Genomic DNA, 19,368 nt, shown 5'->3' with positions numbered 1-19,368 from the left:
AAATTTTAATAGTGCACTAAATCATGTTGCACAAGGATACCCAACAGATTGTGCAAAGTGCCATACCACAGTTGCATGGAACGCAGTTACATTCAATCATTCAACAACGTCATTCCCATTAACAGGATCTCATGTAAATGTCAGTTGTGCGTTATGCCATACAAACGGATTTTCGGGTGGAACACCAACAACATGTATCTCATGCCATCAAACAAATTTTAATAGTGCACTAAATCATGTTGCACAAGGATACCCAACAGATTGTGCAAAGTGCCATACCACAGTTGCATGGAACGCAGTTACATTCAATCATTCAACAACGTTATTTCCATTAACAGGATCTCATGTAAATGTCAGTTGTGCATTATGCCATACAAACGGATTTTCAGGTGGAACACCAACAACATGTATCTCATGCCATCAAACAAATTTTAATAGTGCACTAAATCATCTTTCACAAGGATACCCAACAGATTGTACACAATGCCATACAACAACAACCTGGCAAGGAGCTGTATTTAATCATTCAACAACGTCATTCCCTTTAACAGGATCTCATGTAAATGTGACTTGTACTAGTTGCCATGTAACAACATTTAAAGGAACTTCAACAATTTGTTCGAGTTGCCATTTAGCAAGGTATCAGAGCACAACTAATCCTAATCATGTGACATTAAATATTCCTAATACCTGCGATCAATGCCACACAACTAATCCTGGTTGGAAGCCGGCTACTTTTCCGATTCATAATAATTATTATCCAATACTTGGTGCTCATCTTACGATTGCGAATCAGTGTGCTAATTGTCATACTGGAAATTATAGTAGCGCTCCTACTCAGTGTGTAGGATGCCATCAGGCAAAATACAACAGTACTACTAATCCGAACCATGTAACTGCCCATTTCCCTACGAATTGTGAAAGTTGCCATACACAAAATGCATGGACACCTTCAACGTTTAATCATGATGGACAGTACTTCCCAATCTATTCGGGAAAACATAGAGGTAGATGGACACTTTGCAGTGATTGTCATTCAGATCAAACAAATTTCAAAACATTCAGCTGTTTCAAATGTCATCCTCAGGCACAGATGGATTCCAAGCACCAAGGTGTTAGAAATTACGTTTCCACTCCTGCCGGTTGCTATAGTTGTCATCCAACTGGAGATTCGGGTGGATAAATGGTAAAAAGAATTTTTTTGATAATTATCTTTTCAATGTGTGCTGTTAGTTTATTTGCACAAGAGATTTCTAAAGAAGTTAGAGTAGGGAAAATTTCTTTTATCACTTCTCAAAATATTTATGTGCGATTCGAGAATACTGAAGGAATAGCAACTAACGATACTTTATATACTGATATTAAAGGGATTCTGAAGCCGGTGATAATTATTAAATTTATTTCAACTACGTCCTGCTCAGGAATTGCAATTAATAACTATCAATTGAAAGTTGGGGACGAGATTAGAACATTTGCAAAACAAACGGATACGGTTAAACCTGTTGCAGAAAAAGTTGATCAAAAAATATCTTTACAGGAAACAGTTACAGAAAATAAAGCTGTAACAGAGAGAGTAACGCCGTATTATACTAAAAAGATCAGAGGTAATTTCTCAATCTCATCGTATTCAAATTTATCTAACGCTGACGGATTACCTAATTCTCAGAATTGGCGTTATTCTTTTTCAATGGATGCAGATTCAATTTTCAGATCGCCATTATCATTTTCAAGTTATATTAATTTTTCATACAGATCAGACCGATGGAACGATGTTCAAAATAATATTGGAGACGCTTTGAAAGTATATGACCTTTCAATCAATTATAAAATTAGCGATAAAACAAAAATTACATTCGGAAGAAAAATTAATATTAGAACTTCAAGTCTTGGCGCTATTGATGGACTTCAGTTAGAAACATCTATCAGCAAATTTGTAATTGGCGCTATTGTAGGTTCGAGACCAAACTTTACAGATTATGGATATGATATTAAATTGTTTGAGTATGGCGGCTATCTCTTCAGAAGCGATAGTTTGGGAAATGCTTCAATGCAAAATACTATTGGAATTTTTCAGCAGACAAATAATTTTAAGACCGACAGAAGATTTTTGTACTTCCAGAATAATAGTAATCTTACGCAAAATTTAGGTCTGTTTTTTTCTTCTGAAGTAGATCTCTATAAAAGGAAAAATGGAATTGATCAATCATCCTTTGATCTTACAAGTTTGTTCATACTTGGTTCTTATTCTCTCAATAATTGGTTAAACTTTAGCGCCTCTTATGATGCGAGAAAAAACATCGCATACTATGAGACATATAAGAACTTGGCAGATAGTATTCTTGCATCATCAACACAGCAAGGATTTGGATTGAGAATGAATCTGCGGCCGTTTAATTATTTGTGGTTAGGATTTAATTATGGTTATCGTTTTAGTAAGGGTGATCCGCAGCCATCAAGAAATTATGGAATTAATTTAGGTTATATACAACTTCCGTTGATATTGTCATCAATTTATCTTAACTATAATAAAATTGAATCTGGATATGTGAATGGAGATTATTACAGCGCGGCAATCAATAAGGATTTGTTTAATGGTGAAATGAATGTTGGATTTGGATTAAAAAGAATTAATTATCAATTCCTTAGCGGTTCACCGAATCTGATTCAGAATATTGGAAATCTGGATTTATCTTGGCGCTTATTTTATAATAGTTTTCTTACTATCAGTTATGAGGGAACATTCCAAGCGACAACAACTTATTCCCGAATTTATCTAAGTATTAATACTCGCTTTTAATTTCTTATTTATTGTGCATATCTATTCTAATCATTCCTATTAAAAAAATCTTTCTTTCTTCATTAATAATCTCTATTTTTTTAACTTAAAAGTGAAAAAATATTACACTAAAAACTATATGAGGGTTTCATGAAGTACCCTTCTTTGAAAAATTATATTGATGGTAAATCCATTGATGGTGGAGAAAAAAGAATTGATGTAATTTCACCTATTGATGGGTCAATAATCTCAACTGTCCCGATCTCAGGAACAGATGCTGTAAATCTGGCAGTAACTGTTGCTCAAAAAGCATTTCCAGCTTGGTCTGCAACACCGATAAAAGAACGCTCACAAATTTTTTACAAGTACAAATCTCTTCTCGAAAAAAATCTAAATGAACTTGCTGAATTGATCCATGAAGAAAACGGTAAGACAATCTCAGAAAGTACTGCTGAAATAGAGAAGAGCATTGAGGTTACTGAATTTGCTTGTTCACTTGAGCAGCTCGCAGCCGGTGAAGTAATGGAAGTAAGCAGAGGAGTAGAGTGTAGAGTTGAACGTTTTCCTGTTGGAGTTGTTGCTTGTATTACTCCATTCAACTTTCCTAATATGGTTCCAAATTGGACAATACCGAATGCACTTGTTTTAGGTAATTGTATGATCCTTAAACCATCAGAGCTTGTTCCGATAAGTGCAAACAGAATTGCTGATCTGTTAAAAGAAGCCGGATTACCGGATGGTGTTTTCAATGTTATCCATGGCGCAAAAGATGTTGTTGAAGCAATATGTGATCATCCCGGTATCCAAGCTGTTTCATTTGTCGGATCTACAAAAGTTGCAAAGATTGTTTATACTCGTTCTACATCAAATCTAAAAAGAGCTTTAACACTAGGTGGGGCAAAAAATCATTTAATAGTTTTACCCGATGCGAATGTTGCTATGACAGCATCAAATGTGGCGGCATCAATGTCAGGATGCGCTGGTCAGCGTTGTATGGCTGCATCTGCTATGATTGCAGTCGGTTCTGTTGATAATATTATTAATCAACTTGTAGAAGAAGCGAAGAAAATTATTCCGGGAAAAAATCTTGGCGCTGTAATTTCAAAACAAGCAAAAGAAAGAATTGAAAATTATATTACTGAAGCAGAGAGAGAAGGTGCAAAAATTTTATTAGATGGAAGAAATTGTAAAGTGCCCGGTAAAGAAAATGGTTTTTATGTAGGTCCAACTGTTATCGATTATGTAAGACCAGAAATGCGGATTGCTAAAGAAGAAGTTTTTGGACCTGTGCTGGCAATAATTCGTGCTGATAATGTTGACACGGCTCTGTCCATTCAGCAAAGTTCTTTATATGGAAATGCTGCATCTGTCTTTACACAAAGCGGCGGAATGGCAAAATATATCAGTGAACGAGCTAGCGCCGGAATGATTGGTGTGAACATTGGAGTACCTGTACCTAGAGAACCTTTTTCATTTGGCGGTTGGAACGAATCGAAATTCGGGACTTGTGATATAACCGGAAAAAGTTCAATAGAATTTTGGACTAAGTTGAAAAAAACTACGGTCAAATGGAATCCGGAATCGCAAATAAACTGGATGAGTTGAGTCTTAATGTAGTAAGTAGAAATTTGTATGTAGGATTATAAATAGTAGCTTAATCAAAATATTATCTATTAGAAAATATAAAGGTAAGAATATGTCACGAACAGTTCGCGGTGGTTTGATTCAGGCAACTCTTTCAATGTCCGCTGAGCAACCGATTGAAAAAGTTAAACAATCAATGATCGAAAAACATTTGTTAATAATTAAACAAGCTGCAAAGAAAGGAGTACAAATTCTTTGCATGCAAGAACTATTTTATGGACCATATTTTTGTGCCGAACAAAAAACAAAGTGGTATTCGCTTGTTGAAAAAATTCCTGACGGTCCAACAGTTAAACTGATGCAAGAGATTGCAAAGAAATATTCAATGGTAATAGTTGTCCCAATTTATGAAGAAGAAATTAAAGGCGTCTATTATAACACAGCGGCAGTTATTGATGCGGATGGGAAATATCTTGGTAAATATCGGAAGCATCATATTCCTCACTGCGATCCGGGATTTTGGGAGAAATTTTATTTCAAACCCGGTAATCTTGGATTTCCCGTTTTCAAAACTGCATTTGCAGATATCGGAGTTTATATTTGTTATGATCGCCATTTTCCTGAAGGAGCCAGAATTCTTGGATTGAACGGGGCAGAGATTATTTTTAATCCTTCTGCAACAGTAGCCGGACTTTCAGAATATTTATGGGAATTGGAACAGCCTGCTCATGCAGTTGCAAACGGATATTTTGTTGGTGCAATTAATCGCGTTGGAACAGAAGCACCTTGGAACATTGGAGAATTTTATGGTAAAAGTTATTTCTGCAATCCACGTGGTAAAATAATTGCTCAGGCTTGCAGAGATAAAGATGAATTAGTTGTAGCTGATCTTAATCTGGATGAAATTCTTGAAGTCAGAAATGTTTGGCAGTTCTATCGCGATAGGCGACCGGAATCTTATGGAGCTATAACTGATCTTCAGAAATAGATCCATTCAATATATGAGAATTAGTTAAAGCAAATATTATTACAATTCTATAAGGAAATTTAAATTGACACCCGAAGAAGTAGTTGCAATAACCGCTAAACATACTTACGGCACATGGAGATTTCAAAAAAATTGGACTCCACTTCAGATCGTTGATGCTGAAGGATGTTACTTCACAGATTCAACAGGTAAGAAATATCTCGATTTTTCTTCTCAACTGATGTGTGTTACACTCGGGCACAAAAATCAAGCAGTCATTAAAGCGATAGAAGAGCAAGCAAAGAAACTTGCTTATGCTGCACCTGGATTTGCTACAGAAGTACGCGCTGAGTTGAGTAAATTATTATTAGAAGTCTTACCAAAAGGATTAGAGAAATTTTATTTTTCTACTTCCGGGACAGAAGCGAATGAAGCCGCAATAAAAATTGCACGAATGTACACCGGTAAGTACAAAATTATTTCACGTTATAATTCCTATCATGGATCAACTGCGGCATCTATTGCAGCGACAGGAGATCCCAGACGTTGGGCAGTTGAACCTTCAGGAAAAATTGATGGAGTAATTTTTGCACCTGAATGTAATTGTTATCATTGTCCGCTCAATCATTCGTATCCGGATTGCGAAATTGCATGCGTAAATTACATCGAACATATGATTAAGAATGAAAGCAATGTAGCCGCAATTATTCTTGAGCCTGTTGTTGGAACAAATGGAATATTAATTCCGCCTAAGGAATATATGCCGAGATTGCGAAAAATTTGTGATGATAATAATGTTTTGCTTATCGCTGACGAAGTAATGAGCGGATGGGGAAGAACCGGAAAATGGTTTGCTGTTGATCATTGGAATGTTTTACCGGATATTCTTACTACTGCTAAAGGAATTACTTCAGCTTATGTACCTCTCGGATTAACCGCCACCACAATGAAAATCGCTGATTATTTTAATGATCATTATTTTGCACACGGACATACTTACGAAGCTCATCCATTAACGTTAGCTCCTGCAATTGCTGCAATCAATGAGTTGAGAAATAAAAAATTAATTGATCGTGCTGTGGAAATGGGTGATCATCTAAATAAAAAATTGAACGCTCTGAAATCAAAACACCCTTCGATTGGTGATGTTAGAGGCATTGGACTTTTTTATGCTGTTGAGTTAGTGAAAAATCAATCAACCAAAGAACCATTCAACACCAAGGAAGATAAAGTAAGCGGGAAACCTTTGCTCGTTGATAAGATTTCTGCAGAGATGATGAAACGCGGAGTTTATGTTCAATCTTGGGTAAGTCATTTTATCATTGCACCTCCGTTAATCATCACAAAAGAAGAAATTGATTTTGCAGTTGAAAAACTTGATGAATGTCTTTCAATAGCTGATGATGCATTAAAAACTTAGTTGTTCAATTTCACAGTTTAGATTGGGATAAATCTATGAAGAATATCGCACCAAAACTTTTGAGTGAACAATACGAGAAAAATTTTTCAGACCTACACTCGCCGTTTATACATAACTCTGCTATTGCAGAAGCAAATCGTTGTCTCTATTGTTATGATTCTCCTTGTATGAAAGCTTGTCCGACCCACATTGATATTTCAACATTTATAAAAAAGATTTCTACCGGAAATCTTCTTGGCTCGGCAAAAACAATTTATAAATCGAATTGGGTTCCTCTTACTTGTGCAAAAGCATGTCCAGTTGCTGTCCTTTGTGAAGGGGCTTGTGTCTATAATGCGAAAGGGGAAAAACCGATTGAGATAGGAAGGCTGCAGCGTTATGTAATCGAGAATTATTTTGAAATAGGTATGCCCGCGCTCTTTCATAAATCAATTAAAAATGGAAAATCAGTCGGCGTAGTTGGTTCTGGTCCTGCTGGCTTAGCTTGCGGTGCTGAACTTGCTCTCATGGGTTATGAGGTAACTATTTATGAAGCTAACAAAATTCCCGGCGGATTAAATACTTGGGGCATCGCACCGTATAAAATGAGAAGAGAAGATAGTTTGAAAGAAGTTGAATTGGTAAAAAGTTTCGGTATTGATCTTAAAACTGAAATCATGATTGGTAAAACATTCAAAGTTGATGACCTCTTAAAAAAACACGATGCAATTTTCCTCGGAGTTGGTTTGGGAGAAAGTCCTCAACTAAAAATTACAGGAGAAGAATTATCAGGAGTTGTAGGTGCACTTGATTTCATAGAGAAAGTTAAAACAGAAAATTGGAATGATATTCAAGTCGGGAAAAAAGTTGCTGTAATTGGTGCGGGAAATACATCAATTGATGCGGCAACCGAAGCTAAGCGGTTAGGTGCAGAACAGGTGTATATCATTTATAGACGAAGCGATATTGAAATGTCTGCTTATGATTTTGAATATGATCTCGCAAAGAAAGACGGAATTGTTTTTCATTTTCTTACTTCGCCTAAACAAATTATAGGTAAAGGTTTTGTTGAAGGGATTGAATGTTTAAAAATGAAACTTGGTGAACCTGATATTCATGGCAGAAGAAAACCGGTCCCAGTTCCCGGATCGGAATTCACAATTCCGGTTGATATGATTATTAAAGCAATCGGACAAGAAACCAAATCAAGTTTCTTAGGCTCAATTCCAAAAGTAACTCTTGATGATGAGGGCTGTGTTGTTGTTGATCAGACTACATATCAAACAACTAATCCAAAAATCTTTGCCGGCGGCGATTGTATTAACGGAGGTAAAGAAGTTGTAAATGCCGCTTATGATGGTAAACGTGCTGCACATGGTATTGATAAATTTTTATCAATTCCGAAAGGAGGAAAATAATTTATGGTTGATCTTTCAATAAATTGCGGCGGAATAAAATCTCCAAATCCATTCTGGCTTGCATCAGCGCCTCCTTCAAACTCTGCATATCAAAATTGCAAAGCTTTCGAACAAGGATGGGGAGGAACAGTTTGGAAAACTATCGGTGAACCTGTGATGAATGTTTTCAACCGTTATGGCGGATTGGATTACAACGGACAAAAAATTTTCGGATTGAACAACATAGAATTGATCAGCGATAGACCCATTGAAGTTAATCTTAAGGAAATTGCGGAAACAAAAAAACTTTGGCCTGATCGTGCAGTTGTAGTTTCTTTGATGGTCGAATCGAAGAGAGAGACCTGGCATGAGATTGTTAAACGCACAATTGATACAGGCTGCGATGGAATAGAATTAAATTACGGATGTCCGCACGGAATGAGTGAACGCGGTATGGGAGCTGCTGTTGGGCAAGTTCCCGAATATTGCAAAATGATAACTGAATGGGTTACTGAAGTTTCGACAATACCTGTGCTCGTTAAACTAACTCCTAATGTTAGCAACATTCAATTGCCGGCACGTGCGGCAAAAGCTGCCGGTGCTCATGGAATTTCTCTTATCAATACTATCAACAGTATTATCGGAATTAATCTTGATACATTTGAATTGAAACCAAACGTTGGCGGATTGGGCGGGCATGGTGGTTACGCTGGTCCCGCAGTAAAACCCATTGCGCTTCATTTACTTTCTCAAGTTGCAATAGATCCGGAAGTTAATCTTCCCATTTCGGGAATTGGAGGAATTAGTAATTGGCGGGATGCATTAGAATTTATATTACTCGGTGCTTCAAGTGTTCAAGTCTGCACGGCAGTAATGCATTATGGATTTCGTATAGTTGATGATATGATTGAAGGAATGTCGAACTGGATGGAATCGAAAGGAATTACTTCTCTCGATCAGATTAGAGGAAAGTCTCTTCCGCGAGTGAATGATTTTGGAAATTTTGATTTGCTTAATCGAACTATCGCCAGAATTGATCAATCGAAATGTATTCATTGTAATTTATGTTACATCGCTTGCGAGGATGCTGCTCATCAGTGTATTGATCTAACTCCGGTTAACGGACATAACAAAACCGAAGTACGAGAAAAAGATTGTGTCGGCTGCGCACTTTGTTCATTAGTTTGTCCGGTTGAAAATTGTATCTCTATGGTGAGAATAGATGACGGCTCTGCATCAAAAACTTGGAACCAATTAACAGAAGAATTTAAGAAAAGCGGAAAGCAAATGACCTGGGAAAATCTTGCGGAGTTTCAGCATAAACACAATATAGTTATTCATTAAAATTTTATTCATAAAGATTGGAATTGATCATGTCATTACTAATTAAAAACGGTCGCATTATTACCGCAGAACAAGATTACATTGCCGATATTTTTATCGAGAAGGATAAGATCACAACAATCGGTTTATCTCTCAACATTCAAGCAGCTAAAATCATTGATGCAAAAGGAAAATATGTAATCCCCGGCGGAATAGATGTTCACACACATCTTGATATGCCGTTCGGCGGAACAACTTCGAGCGATGATTTTGAAACAGGAACAATTGGAGCGGCTTTTGGCGGTACAACGTCGTTAATTGATTTCGCGATACAGCCGAAAGGAAAAAGTATGCGTGAAGGATTGGATACCTGGCGAAAGAAAGCTGAAGGAAAAGCAACAATTGATTATGGGTTTCATATGATCATTACGGATTTGCCCGATGAGAGAATCAGTGAGATGGATGATATGGTAGCTGAAGGAGTTACAAGTTTTAAACTGTTTCTCGCTTACCCGAATTCATTGATGGTTGACGATGCAATAATTTTCAAAGCTTTGAAACAAACTTCAAAAAATGGTGGGTTAGTTTGCATGCATGCAGAAAACGGAATGGTAATTGATCAAATTGTTAAAGAAACCGTTGCTAAAGGAAATCTTTCTCCGTTATATCATGCATTAAGCCGTCCGGCTGCGGCAGAAGGCGAGTCAACAAATCGGGCAATAGCTTTGGCTGAGATGGCTGGGACTCCAATTTACATTGTTCATCTTACATGCAATGACGCATTAATTAAAGTCAGTGAGGCAAGAGCTAAAGGTCAACCAGTATTTGCAGAAACTTGTCCCCAATACCTATATCTTTCAATTGATGACATTGCCAAACCGGATTTCGAAGGAGCGAAATATGTTTTTTCTCCTCCGGTAAGAGAAAAATGGAATCAAGAAAAGTTGTGGGCTGGATTACAAAAGAATGATCTTCAAGTTGTATCAACCGATCATTGCCCATTTAATTTTAAAGGTCAGAAGGATATGGGAAAAGATAATTTCACAAAAATCCCTAACGGAGGACCTGGACTTGAAAATCGTTTGCACTTATTGTATCAAGGCGGTGTGAATGAGAAAAGATTTTCTCTAAATAGATGGGTTGAACTAACTTCTACTAACCCGGCAAAAATATTTGGTATGTATCCGCGCAAAGGAACCATAGCTCCAGGTTCCGATGCAGACATTGTTGTTTGGGATCCGCAAAAGGAACACACAATTTCCGCAAAGACTCATCACATGAAAGTTGACTACTCAATGTTCGAAGGTAAGAAAGTTAAAGGTGACGCTGATTTGGTTATCTCACGAGGAGAAGTGATTATTGAGAACAAAAAATTTCTTGGCAAAGCCGGAAGAGGAAATTTTGTAAAGAGGGATACACACGGTGCCGCATGGAATTAACAGATTGGATTCTGTAAATCACTAAGAATTAATTTAATCATCAATGAAAGGATAGCATGGAAAAACTTTTTTCCGATGGCTTGATTGAAACAGATCTTTCTGGTCTTAAAGACACTAAACTATTTAATAAAGATCTTGCACCAACAAAGATCGTTCAAAGAAATTGGGGAACATACAACATTGCTTCACTCTGGATCGGGATGAGTGTTTGCATTACAACATACATGTTAGCCAGTGGATTAATTGCCGGTGGAATGAACTGGTGGCAGGCGCTTATGACAATTACAATCGGCAATGTCATTGTTCTAATTCCAATGATACTTAATGCACATGCCGGTACAAAATATGGAATTCCATTTCCGGTACTTGCACGCGCGGCATTCGGCACGCTTGGCTCAAACGTTCCCGCACTTCTCCGCGCTGTTGTTGCTTGCGGATGGTTCGGTATTCAAACATGGATTGGCGGACAAGCTTTGAATTCGCTCATGAGCGTTCTTATTCCGCAATGGGCTGTATGGAATTTAGGATCGGCAGCAGGCTTTCTAATTTTTTGGGCGATGAATGTTTATTTCATCGTGAATGGAATGGAATCAATTCGGTGGCTTGAAGCTCTTGGCGCACCATTTCTTCTTGTTGTTGGAATTGCACTTCTCATTTGGGCTTATGTTCAGGGCGGAGGTTGGGGACCAATTTTAAGTCAGCCAAGTAAATTTCAAACCGTTGGAGAATTTTGGAAATTTTTTATTCCGGCATTAACCGGAATGGTTGGATATTGGGCAACGCTATCTCTCAACATTCCAGATTTTTCGCGTTTTGCAAAAAGCCAAAAAGCACAAATGTTAGGACAAGCAATTGGTTTACCTCCGACAATGGCGCTGTATTCGTTTATCGGAGTTGCAGTCACATCAGCAACAGTTGTGATTTTTGGTGAAGCAATTTGGGACCCGGTTGTTCTTCTTTCAAAATTTCAGAATCCGATTATCGTAGTCATTTCCTTGCTGGCTCTGATGGTTGCGACCTTAACAACAAATATTGCAGCGAACGTGGTTTCTCCGGCGAATGATTTTGCAAATCTTTATCCGAGTAAAATTAATTTCGTGCGTGGCGGAATGATGACGGCAATCCTCGGCATTGTTATTATGCCATGGAAATTATTATCTGATTACAGCGCCTATATCTTCGGTTGGCTTGTTGGTTACTCAGGATTCTTAGGACCAATCGCTGGAATTTTGATTTGCGATTATTTCTTGATAAAGAAAAAGAAATTGATTGTACTTGATCTCTATAGAAGAAACGGTGAATATGAATACACGAATGGTTTTAATCTAAAAGCAATATATGCATTAGCCGCAGGAGTGTTTATTGCGCTTATTGGATTGATGGTTCCATCACTCAGGTTTTTATATGACTATGCTTGGTTCGTAGGTTTCGCAGTTTCATTTGTTGTTTATCTTCTAATTATGAATAAGAAGTGAGCAAAAAAAATATTACTGCATATTATTATAAACTGATTGAACATCGTCATCTTCTTCCAGAGCTTCGATAAGAGCATTTACTTCTTTACGTTGTTCTTCAGTAACTTCTTTGTAATTCGTAGGTAAGTACTGAAGTTCCGTTGCTTTGATCTCAATATTTTTTTCTTCAAGAGCTTTCTGCATAGTGCCGTATTCTTGAAACGGCGTATAGATATAAATGAATTCATCGTCGTAAGAAAATTCATCAAGACCAAAATCAATTAATTCTAATTCTAAATTCTCAAGATCAGTAACTGAATTTTTAAGTACTTTGAACAATCCCTTTCTTTCAAACATAAAAGAGATAGAACCTGTTGTTCCTAAAGATCCCTCATGTTTTCTAAAATGATGACGTACGTTTGCAACAGTTCTTGTTGGATTATCTGTCGCACATTCAACAACTACACCAATTCCATGCGGTGCATAACCTTCATAAATTATTTCTTGATAACCGGTAGTGTCTTTTGATATAGCTCTTTTAATTGCAGCTTCAACTTTATCTTTTGGCATGTTAACACTTTTTGCATTTTGTATTGCAATTCTGAGTTTAAAATTTACTTTCGTATCAGAACCACCAGCTTTAACAGCAATTTCAATATCTTTTCTTATTCTATTAAATGCTTTAGACATACGTGCATAACGCGCAAACATTACATGCTTTCTTGTTTCGAATATTCTTCCCATGAACCTTTCCTTTTACAATAGATTTTTGAGGCACAAATTTAGTAAATCATACTCAAAATTGACTACTAATACTTAAAAAATAACTGCAATTTCTTTTGCTTTCATTTATACGTTGACATCATATTAAAATTAATGCAAATTATAAATGACATTGATCTAAAAAATGCAGATTAAGTTAATAAGAATATGAATTACCGTAAAATTACCGGTTTATTATTACTTCTTTCCACTCTAAGTTTTATCATATTCTTTTCTGCGTGCAATGAGTTGCTCGATAGAATTGTATGGCCAAGGAATCAGATTCTTTCGGTATATGAATCACCCAAACTTAATTTATATAAAATACGGTCAATTGCTTTATTACCAATGGCACCTGATGATACTACTGATAATGGAACTTTCTTTGCTACAAACCATTTTCTTAATTCATTAAAGCAAAATTTTCCAAATACTAAGTTTATTATACCACTTGTTGATTCCATATTAACCTCAGATACTTTAGTTATTTCTAAAATAATTGATTCTATTGAGAAATTGAGAAGACTTGATCTAAAATATTTTTTTGATACTGATATTGGTTATGCTGTTGATGAAGATTCTACGGATGCAATGATTATTGGTGTGATAAATAAAGTGGTTAAGAAAAAAGGTTACACTTCTTCTAGAACACATTACGGGATTCAACCTGCAACATTAATTTCGTGTCAATTCACTTATTATTTAATCTCACTGAAAGATGGAAGAGTTTTATGGAAATCGCAGGTATTAGGTGAAGAAGGATATTCTCTTAATAGTAAGAATATTACATATCCACCACTCGATTATGCTGTCTCAAATGGAATTGATAAACTAATTAATATTATTCCATTAACAGATATTAAATTAGAGTAATTATTTTATTGGCAAAATATTATGGAGAATCATGAACAATCAAACAGAAGATTTTAATCCGGCTACCGGAGAAAGTTTAGGATATTCTAAATTACATTCGGTTGATGAGTTAGTAGAAATGGTCCATCATGCAGAAGAGGCACAGAAATTATGGAAAGAATATTCAGTAGCAGATAGAATTAAATCTGTTTTGAAGATTCGTGAATATATAGTTGATAATGCAGATAAAATAGCAGAGATAATTTCCCGGGATAATGGGAAAACCAGGATTGATGCATTAGCAACTGAAGTTTTACCTGCTGCGATGGGAGTTTCTTTCTACTGTAAAAATGCAAAAAGATTTTTACGTGATAAAAAACTCGGAAGCGGAAATATATTTCTGATCAATAAAAGAAGTAAAATAGTAAGAGTACCTTACGGAGTGGTAGGAATAATTTCTCCATGGAATTACCCATTCTCAATTCCTTTGGCGGAAGTTATTATGGGTTTGCTTGCCGGCAATGCTGTAATATTAAAAACTGCATCTGAAACACAGATGGTTGGCTTAGCATTGAAGGAAGCAGTTGAATCTGCAAATCTTCCGAACGGGATTTTTAATTTTATGAATCTACCCGGAAAAATTGCCGGTGATGCTTTTCTTGATAGCGGGATTAATAAATTATTTTTTACAGGATCTGTAGCAGTCGGCAAATATTTGATGGGACAAGCCTCAAAAACTTTAACTCCAATTTGTCTAGAACTCGGCGGCAATGATGCAATGATTGTTTGTGAAGATGCTGATCCATATCGTGCGGCAATGGGTGCTTTATGGGCCGGATTCCAGAATGCCGGACAATCTTGTGGCGGTGTTGAAAGAATTTATGTGCATGAAAAAATTTATGACTCTTTCATGAATATCTTAAAAGATAAAATTGAAAACCTTCATGTTGATTACGATACTGATTTTAATTCTGATATGGGTTGTATGACTACCGAGAGACAATTAGAGACAGTAAGAAATCATATCGAAGATGCGTTGAATAAAGGCGCAAATGTTTATGCTCAATCAAAAACACCGAAGAATAATAAATTGAAAAATTTTCATCCGGCTGTGGTTCTTACAAATGTTAATCACGATATGATCGTCATGCGCGATGAAACATTCGGACCCGTTGTTGGAGTTATGAAATTCAATAATTATGAAGAAGCTATTAAACTGGCAAATGATTCTTATCTGGGGCTTACCGGATCTGTATGGACGAAAAATCAAAATCGAGGCGAAAAAATTGCAAAGCAAATTAAAGCAGGTGTAGTTACTATAAATGATCATTTAATGAGTCACGGTTTAGCTGAAACACCATGGGGAGGATTTAAGGAATCCGGTATCGGTAGAACTCATGGTGAAATGGGATTCGATGAAATGACACAGCCATTAACAATTGTAAAAGATATTCTACCATTTGTAAAAAAGAATTTGTGGTGGCATCCGTTCAACAAAAATCTTTACAAAGGTTTGAAGGGATTGATTGATTTACTTTACAGTAAAAAGTTATCATTGAAGTTGAATGGATTAATAAACCTGCTAAAAATAATTTCAAGAATTTTTAGAAAAGAATAAAGGGGTAGAGACGTCATAAATGACGTCTCTAAGCAAACAGATTTATCATGAAAAATTAAAACTTCGGTGTAATTCCCATATTATAAAACATGAAAGAATAAAGATCGGTAACAAGCTCAATAGATTTTGATGTACTTGTTCCTGCACCGTGTCCTACTTTTGTCTCAATACGAATTAGAGCTGGATTCTTTCTGCTATTCATTTCTTGAAGAGTTGCAGCATACTTAAATGAGTGAGCAGGGAAAACTCGATCATCATGATCAGCAGTAGTGATTATTGTTGCAGGGTAATCCACACCTTTCTTAATATTGTGAAGGGGAGAATATTTTATTAAATATTTGAATTGATCGGGATTATCACTTGATCCATATTCCGAAACCCAAGCCCAACCAATTGTGAATTTGTGGAAACGCAGCATATCCATAACACCAACTTGCGGGAAAGCCACTTTATATAAATCTGGTCTTTGATTAATTACAGCACCGATTAATAATCCGCCATTAGAGCCGCCTTGAACTGCAAGTTTATTTGGATTTGTATATTTGTTCTTGATTAAATATTCTGCAGCAGAAATAAAATCATCAAACACATTTTGTTTTTTCTCGAACATACCAGCTCGATGCCAATTTTCACCATACTCACTGCCACCGCGTAAACATGCCGAAGCATAAACAACTCCATTTTCCAGTAACGGAATTCTTGCAACACTGAATCCGGGTAATATTGATATATTGAATCCACCATAAGCATAAAGAAGAGTTGGATTATTGCCGTCTAGTTTCAATCCTTTTTTATATACAATAAACATTGGCACTTTTGTACCATCTTTACTCTCGTAAAAGATTTCTTTTGTTTCATAGGCCGATGGTTCAAATTTAACTTCCGATTTTCTGAATAATTCTGATTTATTGTTTTTTATATCGTACTTATAAATTGTTGGTGGATAAGTAAAGGAAGTAAAAGTGTAGAAAGTTTCAAATTCATCTTTCTTTCCATCAAAACCTCCGCAAGTTCCAACCGCAGGTAAATTAACATCGTATAAATACTTTCCATCTGTATCGAAAACCGAAACATTACTTGTTGCATCTTTTAAATAAGTAGCAAATAATTTACCGCCAACAAGAGAAACACTTTGCATAACTTCTTTAGCTTCAGGAATAATTGTTTTCCAATTTTCCTTTTCAGGTTTATTTGGATCAATTAAGATTAGTTTGTTATTAGGCGCTTGATAATTTGTAGATATTAAAAATTTATCGCCGATGTTATCAATAAGGCTATAATCTGCTTCGAATTTTGTGAATACTGGTTTAATCGGCATATCAGTTGTCAAATCTTTGTAGTAAAGAAGATTTTCCGGTGCTGTTCCTTGAGAAACAGATATTATCAAGAATCTTTCGTCATCTGTTACACCGGCACCAAATCCGTATTTTGGATTTTGTTTGTCTTCCATTACTAATCTATCTTCTGTCTGTGGTGTCCCAAGTTTGTGATAATAAAGTTTTTGAAATTCTACTTTTTGTTTTAATTCTTCACCGGCTTTAGGCTCATCGTATCGGCTGTAATAAAAGCCATCTTTGTGCCAAGAAGTGCCGCTGAACTTAGACCATTTGATATAATCGGTTGTTAATTTTTTTGTTAGAATATCCATCACATAAAATTCTCGCCAATCGGAACCACCGCGGGAAATTCCGTAACACAAATATTTATCATCTTTAGAAAAAGCTAAACTTCCCAGACTAATAGAACCATCCGTTGAAAGTTTATTAGGATCGAGTAAAACTTCCGGTGTTCCGTTCAAACCTTTTTGAATATAAATTACACTTTGCTCCTGTAAACCATCATTTTTAGAAAAAGTATAATATTCACCGTGTTTAGATGGTGCTGAATACTTTTCATAATTCCACAAATCAGTAAGTCTTTTTCTTAATTCATCACGGAAAGGAATTTTGGAAAGATAATCGTGTGTTACATTGTTTTCCGCTTCTACCCAATCTGCAGTTTCTTTTGAATTATTATCCTCAAGCCAACTGTAAGGATCTGAAACTTTTGTGCCATGGTAATCATCAGCATGATCTACTTTTTTTGTTGTAGGATATTTAATTTGTTGATTTTGTGCAGATAGTGAAGAGTAAATAAAAGCAATCAGAACTAATAGCTTGATACAAGACTTCATTTTATTGCTCCCTTTGTTAAAAAAAATCATTTTCACTTTATACATTGTGAAAATATTAATCTATTCAACCAAAAATCAAATTTTTGATTACAGTTGATTCCAATAATGGATTACTATCAAGCTGTTATAGTTGCGTAAGAAGGCAAACGTGTCTATTTTTCTTATGTAAATTTTCCAATTTATGGAAGATCGGTTAACGATTTGAGTTCTGATTTAAAGTAAATAGATAAATCCTATAAAATCTTTTCACTGTAGAATTTCAATTCGGTAGCTCATCAATATTAATAACAAAATTCTAATAGAGGTTATTTTATGAGTAGCGACAAAGCTTTTAATCCTTTCGAGATGGCACAGACACAATTTGACAAAGTTGCAGAAATATTAAATCTCGATGATGCGACAAGACAATTATTAAGAAATCCATTAAGAGAATTTCACTTTAGCATTCCTGTAAGAATGGATGATGGAACAACAAAAGTATTTAGAGGATTCAGAGTTCAGCATAATGATGCACGCGGTCCATGTAAAGGCGGAATTCGTTTTCACCCGCAAGAAACCATTGATACTGTCAAAGCACTTTCAATGTGGATGACGTGGAAATGTGCAGTAGTAAATATTCCATTAGGCGGAGGCAAGGGAGGAGTTATTTGCGATCCTCATAATCTTAGCATGAAAGAACAAGAAAAAATTTGCCGCGGATGGATCCGTCAAATGGCAAAAAATGTAGGTCCGCTTAATGATGTTCCGGCACCTGATGTGATGACAAATGCACAGCACATGTTATGGATGCTTGATGAATTTGAAACAATTCATGGCGCTAAATTTCCCGGATTCATTACAGGAAAACCGGTTGGAATGGGCGGCTCTCTTGGTAGAGCTGAAGCTACCGGCTATGGAGTTATTTTTACAGTTCGTGAAGCTTTAAAAGAACTTGGCATTCGTTCGCAAGATACAACAGCAGCAGTACAAGGATTTGGTAACGTTGCTCAATATGCAATTGAGCTTTATAACCAGATGGGCGGAAAGGTTGTTTGCGTTTCAAGTTGGGACCAAAATGATCAATGTTCTTATACATTTAAGCGTGCAAGTGGAATTAATTTACAAGAGTTGTTGAAAATTACAGACAAGTTCGGCGGAATTGATAAAGCCCAAGCAAAAAAACTTGGATACGAAATTCTAGATGGAGATGCATGGATCGAACAAGAAGCTGATATACTTATTCCTGCTGCTCTAGAAAATCAAATTCGTAAAGACAACGTTGATAAGATCAGTAAAAAAGTAAAAATTATTGCTGAGGGTGCTAACGGTCCAACGACACCTGAAGCTGATAAAGTAATTCAAGAAAGAGGAATTTTTGTTGTCCCCGATTTCTTGGCTAATGCAGGCGGTGTTACTTGCAGTTATTTTGAGCAAGTTCAATGTAACATGAATTACTATTGGGAAAAAGATGAAGTGCTTGGTAAGTTAGATGTTAAGATGACCGCCGCCTTCCATGCTGTAAGCGATTTGGCAAAGAAGAAAAAACTTTATATGAGAGATGCTGCTTATGTTATTTCTGTTAATCGTGTAGCGCAAGCTTGTAAAGACCGCGGTTGGGTATGAAAAGCGATTAGCCATTAGCTTT

14 protein-coding genes are annotated in these 19,368 nt (G+C 36.1%); 12 read left to right on the top strand and 2 right to left on the bottom strand.

The annotated features are described in order from the left end of the window. From NTZ27_04035 to NTZ27_03995, 9 genes are all read left to right on the top strand, one after another. Nucleotides 1–1,183, top strand: a 1,183-nt coding sequence (locus NTZ27_04035) for a cytochrome c3 family protein (protein ID MCX6173907.1), incomplete at its 5' end; no start/stop codon positions are given. After that, nucleotides 1,184–2,797 (top strand): hypothetical protein, encoded by a 1,614-nt coding sequence (locus NTZ27_04030; GenBank protein ID MCX6173906.1) that lies wholly within the window; start codon nt 1,184–1,186, stop codon nt 2,795–2,797. It abuts the gene before it with no gap. Between the two features lie 129 nt (nt 2,798–2,926). After that, on the top strand, nt 2,927–4,381 hold the full coding sequence (locus NTZ27_04025; GenBank protein ID MCX6173905.1) for a CoA-acylating methylmalonate-semialdehyde dehydrogenase: 1,455 nt from the start codon (nt 2,927–2,929) through the stop codon (nt 4,379–4,381). Between the two features lie 91 nt (nt 4,382–4,472). Beyond that, complete coding sequence (locus NTZ27_04020) at nt 4,473–5,348, top strand: acyltransferase (GenBank protein ID MCX6173904.1); 876 nt, start codon at nt 4,473–4,475, stop codon at nt 5,346–5,348. Between the two features lie 64 nt (nt 5,349–5,412). Next, on the top strand, nt 5,413–6,747 hold the full coding sequence (locus NTZ27_04015) for an aspartate aminotransferase family protein (GenBank protein ID MCX6173903.1): 1,335 nt from the start codon (nt 5,413–5,415) through the stop codon (nt 6,745–6,747). Between the two features lie 35 nt (nt 6,748–6,782). Continuing rightward, nucleotides 6,783–8,144: an NAD(P)-dependent oxidoreductase gene (locus tag NTZ27_04010; GenBank protein MCX6173902.1), complete on the top strand. Its 1,362-nt coding sequence runs from the start codon at nt 6,783–6,785 to the stop codon at nt 8,142–8,144. 3 nt (nt 8,145–8,147) lie between these two features. Continuing rightward, nucleotides 8,148–9,467, top strand: coding sequence for an NAD-dependent dihydropyrimidine dehydrogenase subunit PreA (gene preA, locus NTZ27_04005; protein ID MCX6173901.1), 1,320 nt, complete (start codon nt 8,148–8,150; stop codon nt 9,465–9,467). A 29-nt stretch (nt 9,468–9,496) separates the two neighbouring features. Further along, the gene (gene hydA / locus NTZ27_04000; protein ID MCX6173900.1) at nt 9,497–10,885 is read left to right on the top strand and encodes a dihydropyrimidinase; all 1,389 of its coding nucleotides are present in this window, start codon (nt 9,497–9,499) and stop codon (nt 10,883–10,885) included. A 56-nt stretch (nt 10,886–10,941) separates the two neighbouring features. Next, the gene (locus NTZ27_03995) at nt 10,942–12,360 is read left to right on the top strand and encodes an NCS1 family nucleobase:cation symporter-1 (GenBank protein ID MCX6173899.1); all 1,419 of its coding nucleotides are present in this window, start codon (nt 10,942–10,944) and stop codon (nt 12,358–12,360) included. Nucleotides 12,361–12,372: 12 nt separating this feature from the next. Here the strand turns inward: NTZ27_03995 and NTZ27_03990 are convergent, their stop codons facing one another. Continuing rightward, a complete protein-coding gene (locus NTZ27_03990) occupies nt 12,373–13,083 on the bottom strand; it encodes a YebC/PmpR family DNA-binding transcriptional regulator (GenBank protein ID MCX6173898.1) in 711 nt (236 codons plus the stop codon). Nucleotides 13,084–13,269: 186 nt separating this feature from the next. On the opposite strand from NTZ27_03990, the gene NTZ27_03985 reads away from it, so the two are divergent. Together NTZ27_03985 and NTZ27_03980 are read left to right on the top strand one after the other, a co-directional pair. After that, nucleotides 13,270–13,974 carry a hypothetical protein gene (locus NTZ27_03985; GenBank protein MCX6173897.1) on the top strand — a complete coding sequence of 235 codons (705 nt, stop codon included), beginning with the start codon at nt 13,270–13,272 and terminating at the stop codon, nt 13,972–13,974. A 31-nt stretch (nt 13,975–14,005) separates the two neighbouring features. Then, a complete protein-coding gene (locus NTZ27_03980) occupies nt 14,006–15,571 on the top strand; it encodes an aldehyde dehydrogenase family protein (GenBank protein ID MCX6173896.1) in 1,566 nt (521 codons plus the stop codon). Nucleotides 15,572–15,626: 55 nt separating this feature from the next. On the opposite strand, the gene NTZ27_03975 is transcribed toward NTZ27_03980, so the two are convergent. Beyond that, nucleotides 15,627–17,744, bottom strand: a complete 2,118-nt coding sequence (locus NTZ27_03975) for a prolyl oligopeptidase family serine peptidase (GenBank protein MCX6173895.1) — start codon at nt 17,742–17,744, stop codon at nt 15,627–15,629. 312 nt (nt 17,745–18,056) lie between these two features. Here NTZ27_03975 and NTZ27_03970 point away from each other — a divergent pair, with 312 nt between their 5' ends. Beyond that, nucleotides 18,057–19,346, top strand: coding sequence for a Glu/Leu/Phe/Val dehydrogenase (locus NTZ27_03970; protein ID MCX6173894.1), 1,290 nt, complete (start codon nt 18,057–18,059; stop codon nt 19,344–19,346). The last annotated feature ends 22 nt before the right edge of the window (nt 19,347–19,368 follow it).

The organism is Ignavibacteriales bacterium (assembly GCA_026390775.1).
Classification (GTDB): Bacteria; Bacteroidota; Ignavibacteria; order Ignavibacteriales; family Melioribacteraceae; genus Fen-1258.
Note: the sequence above shows the minus strand (reverse complement) of the source record. Positions and strands in the feature narration are given on the sequence as shown.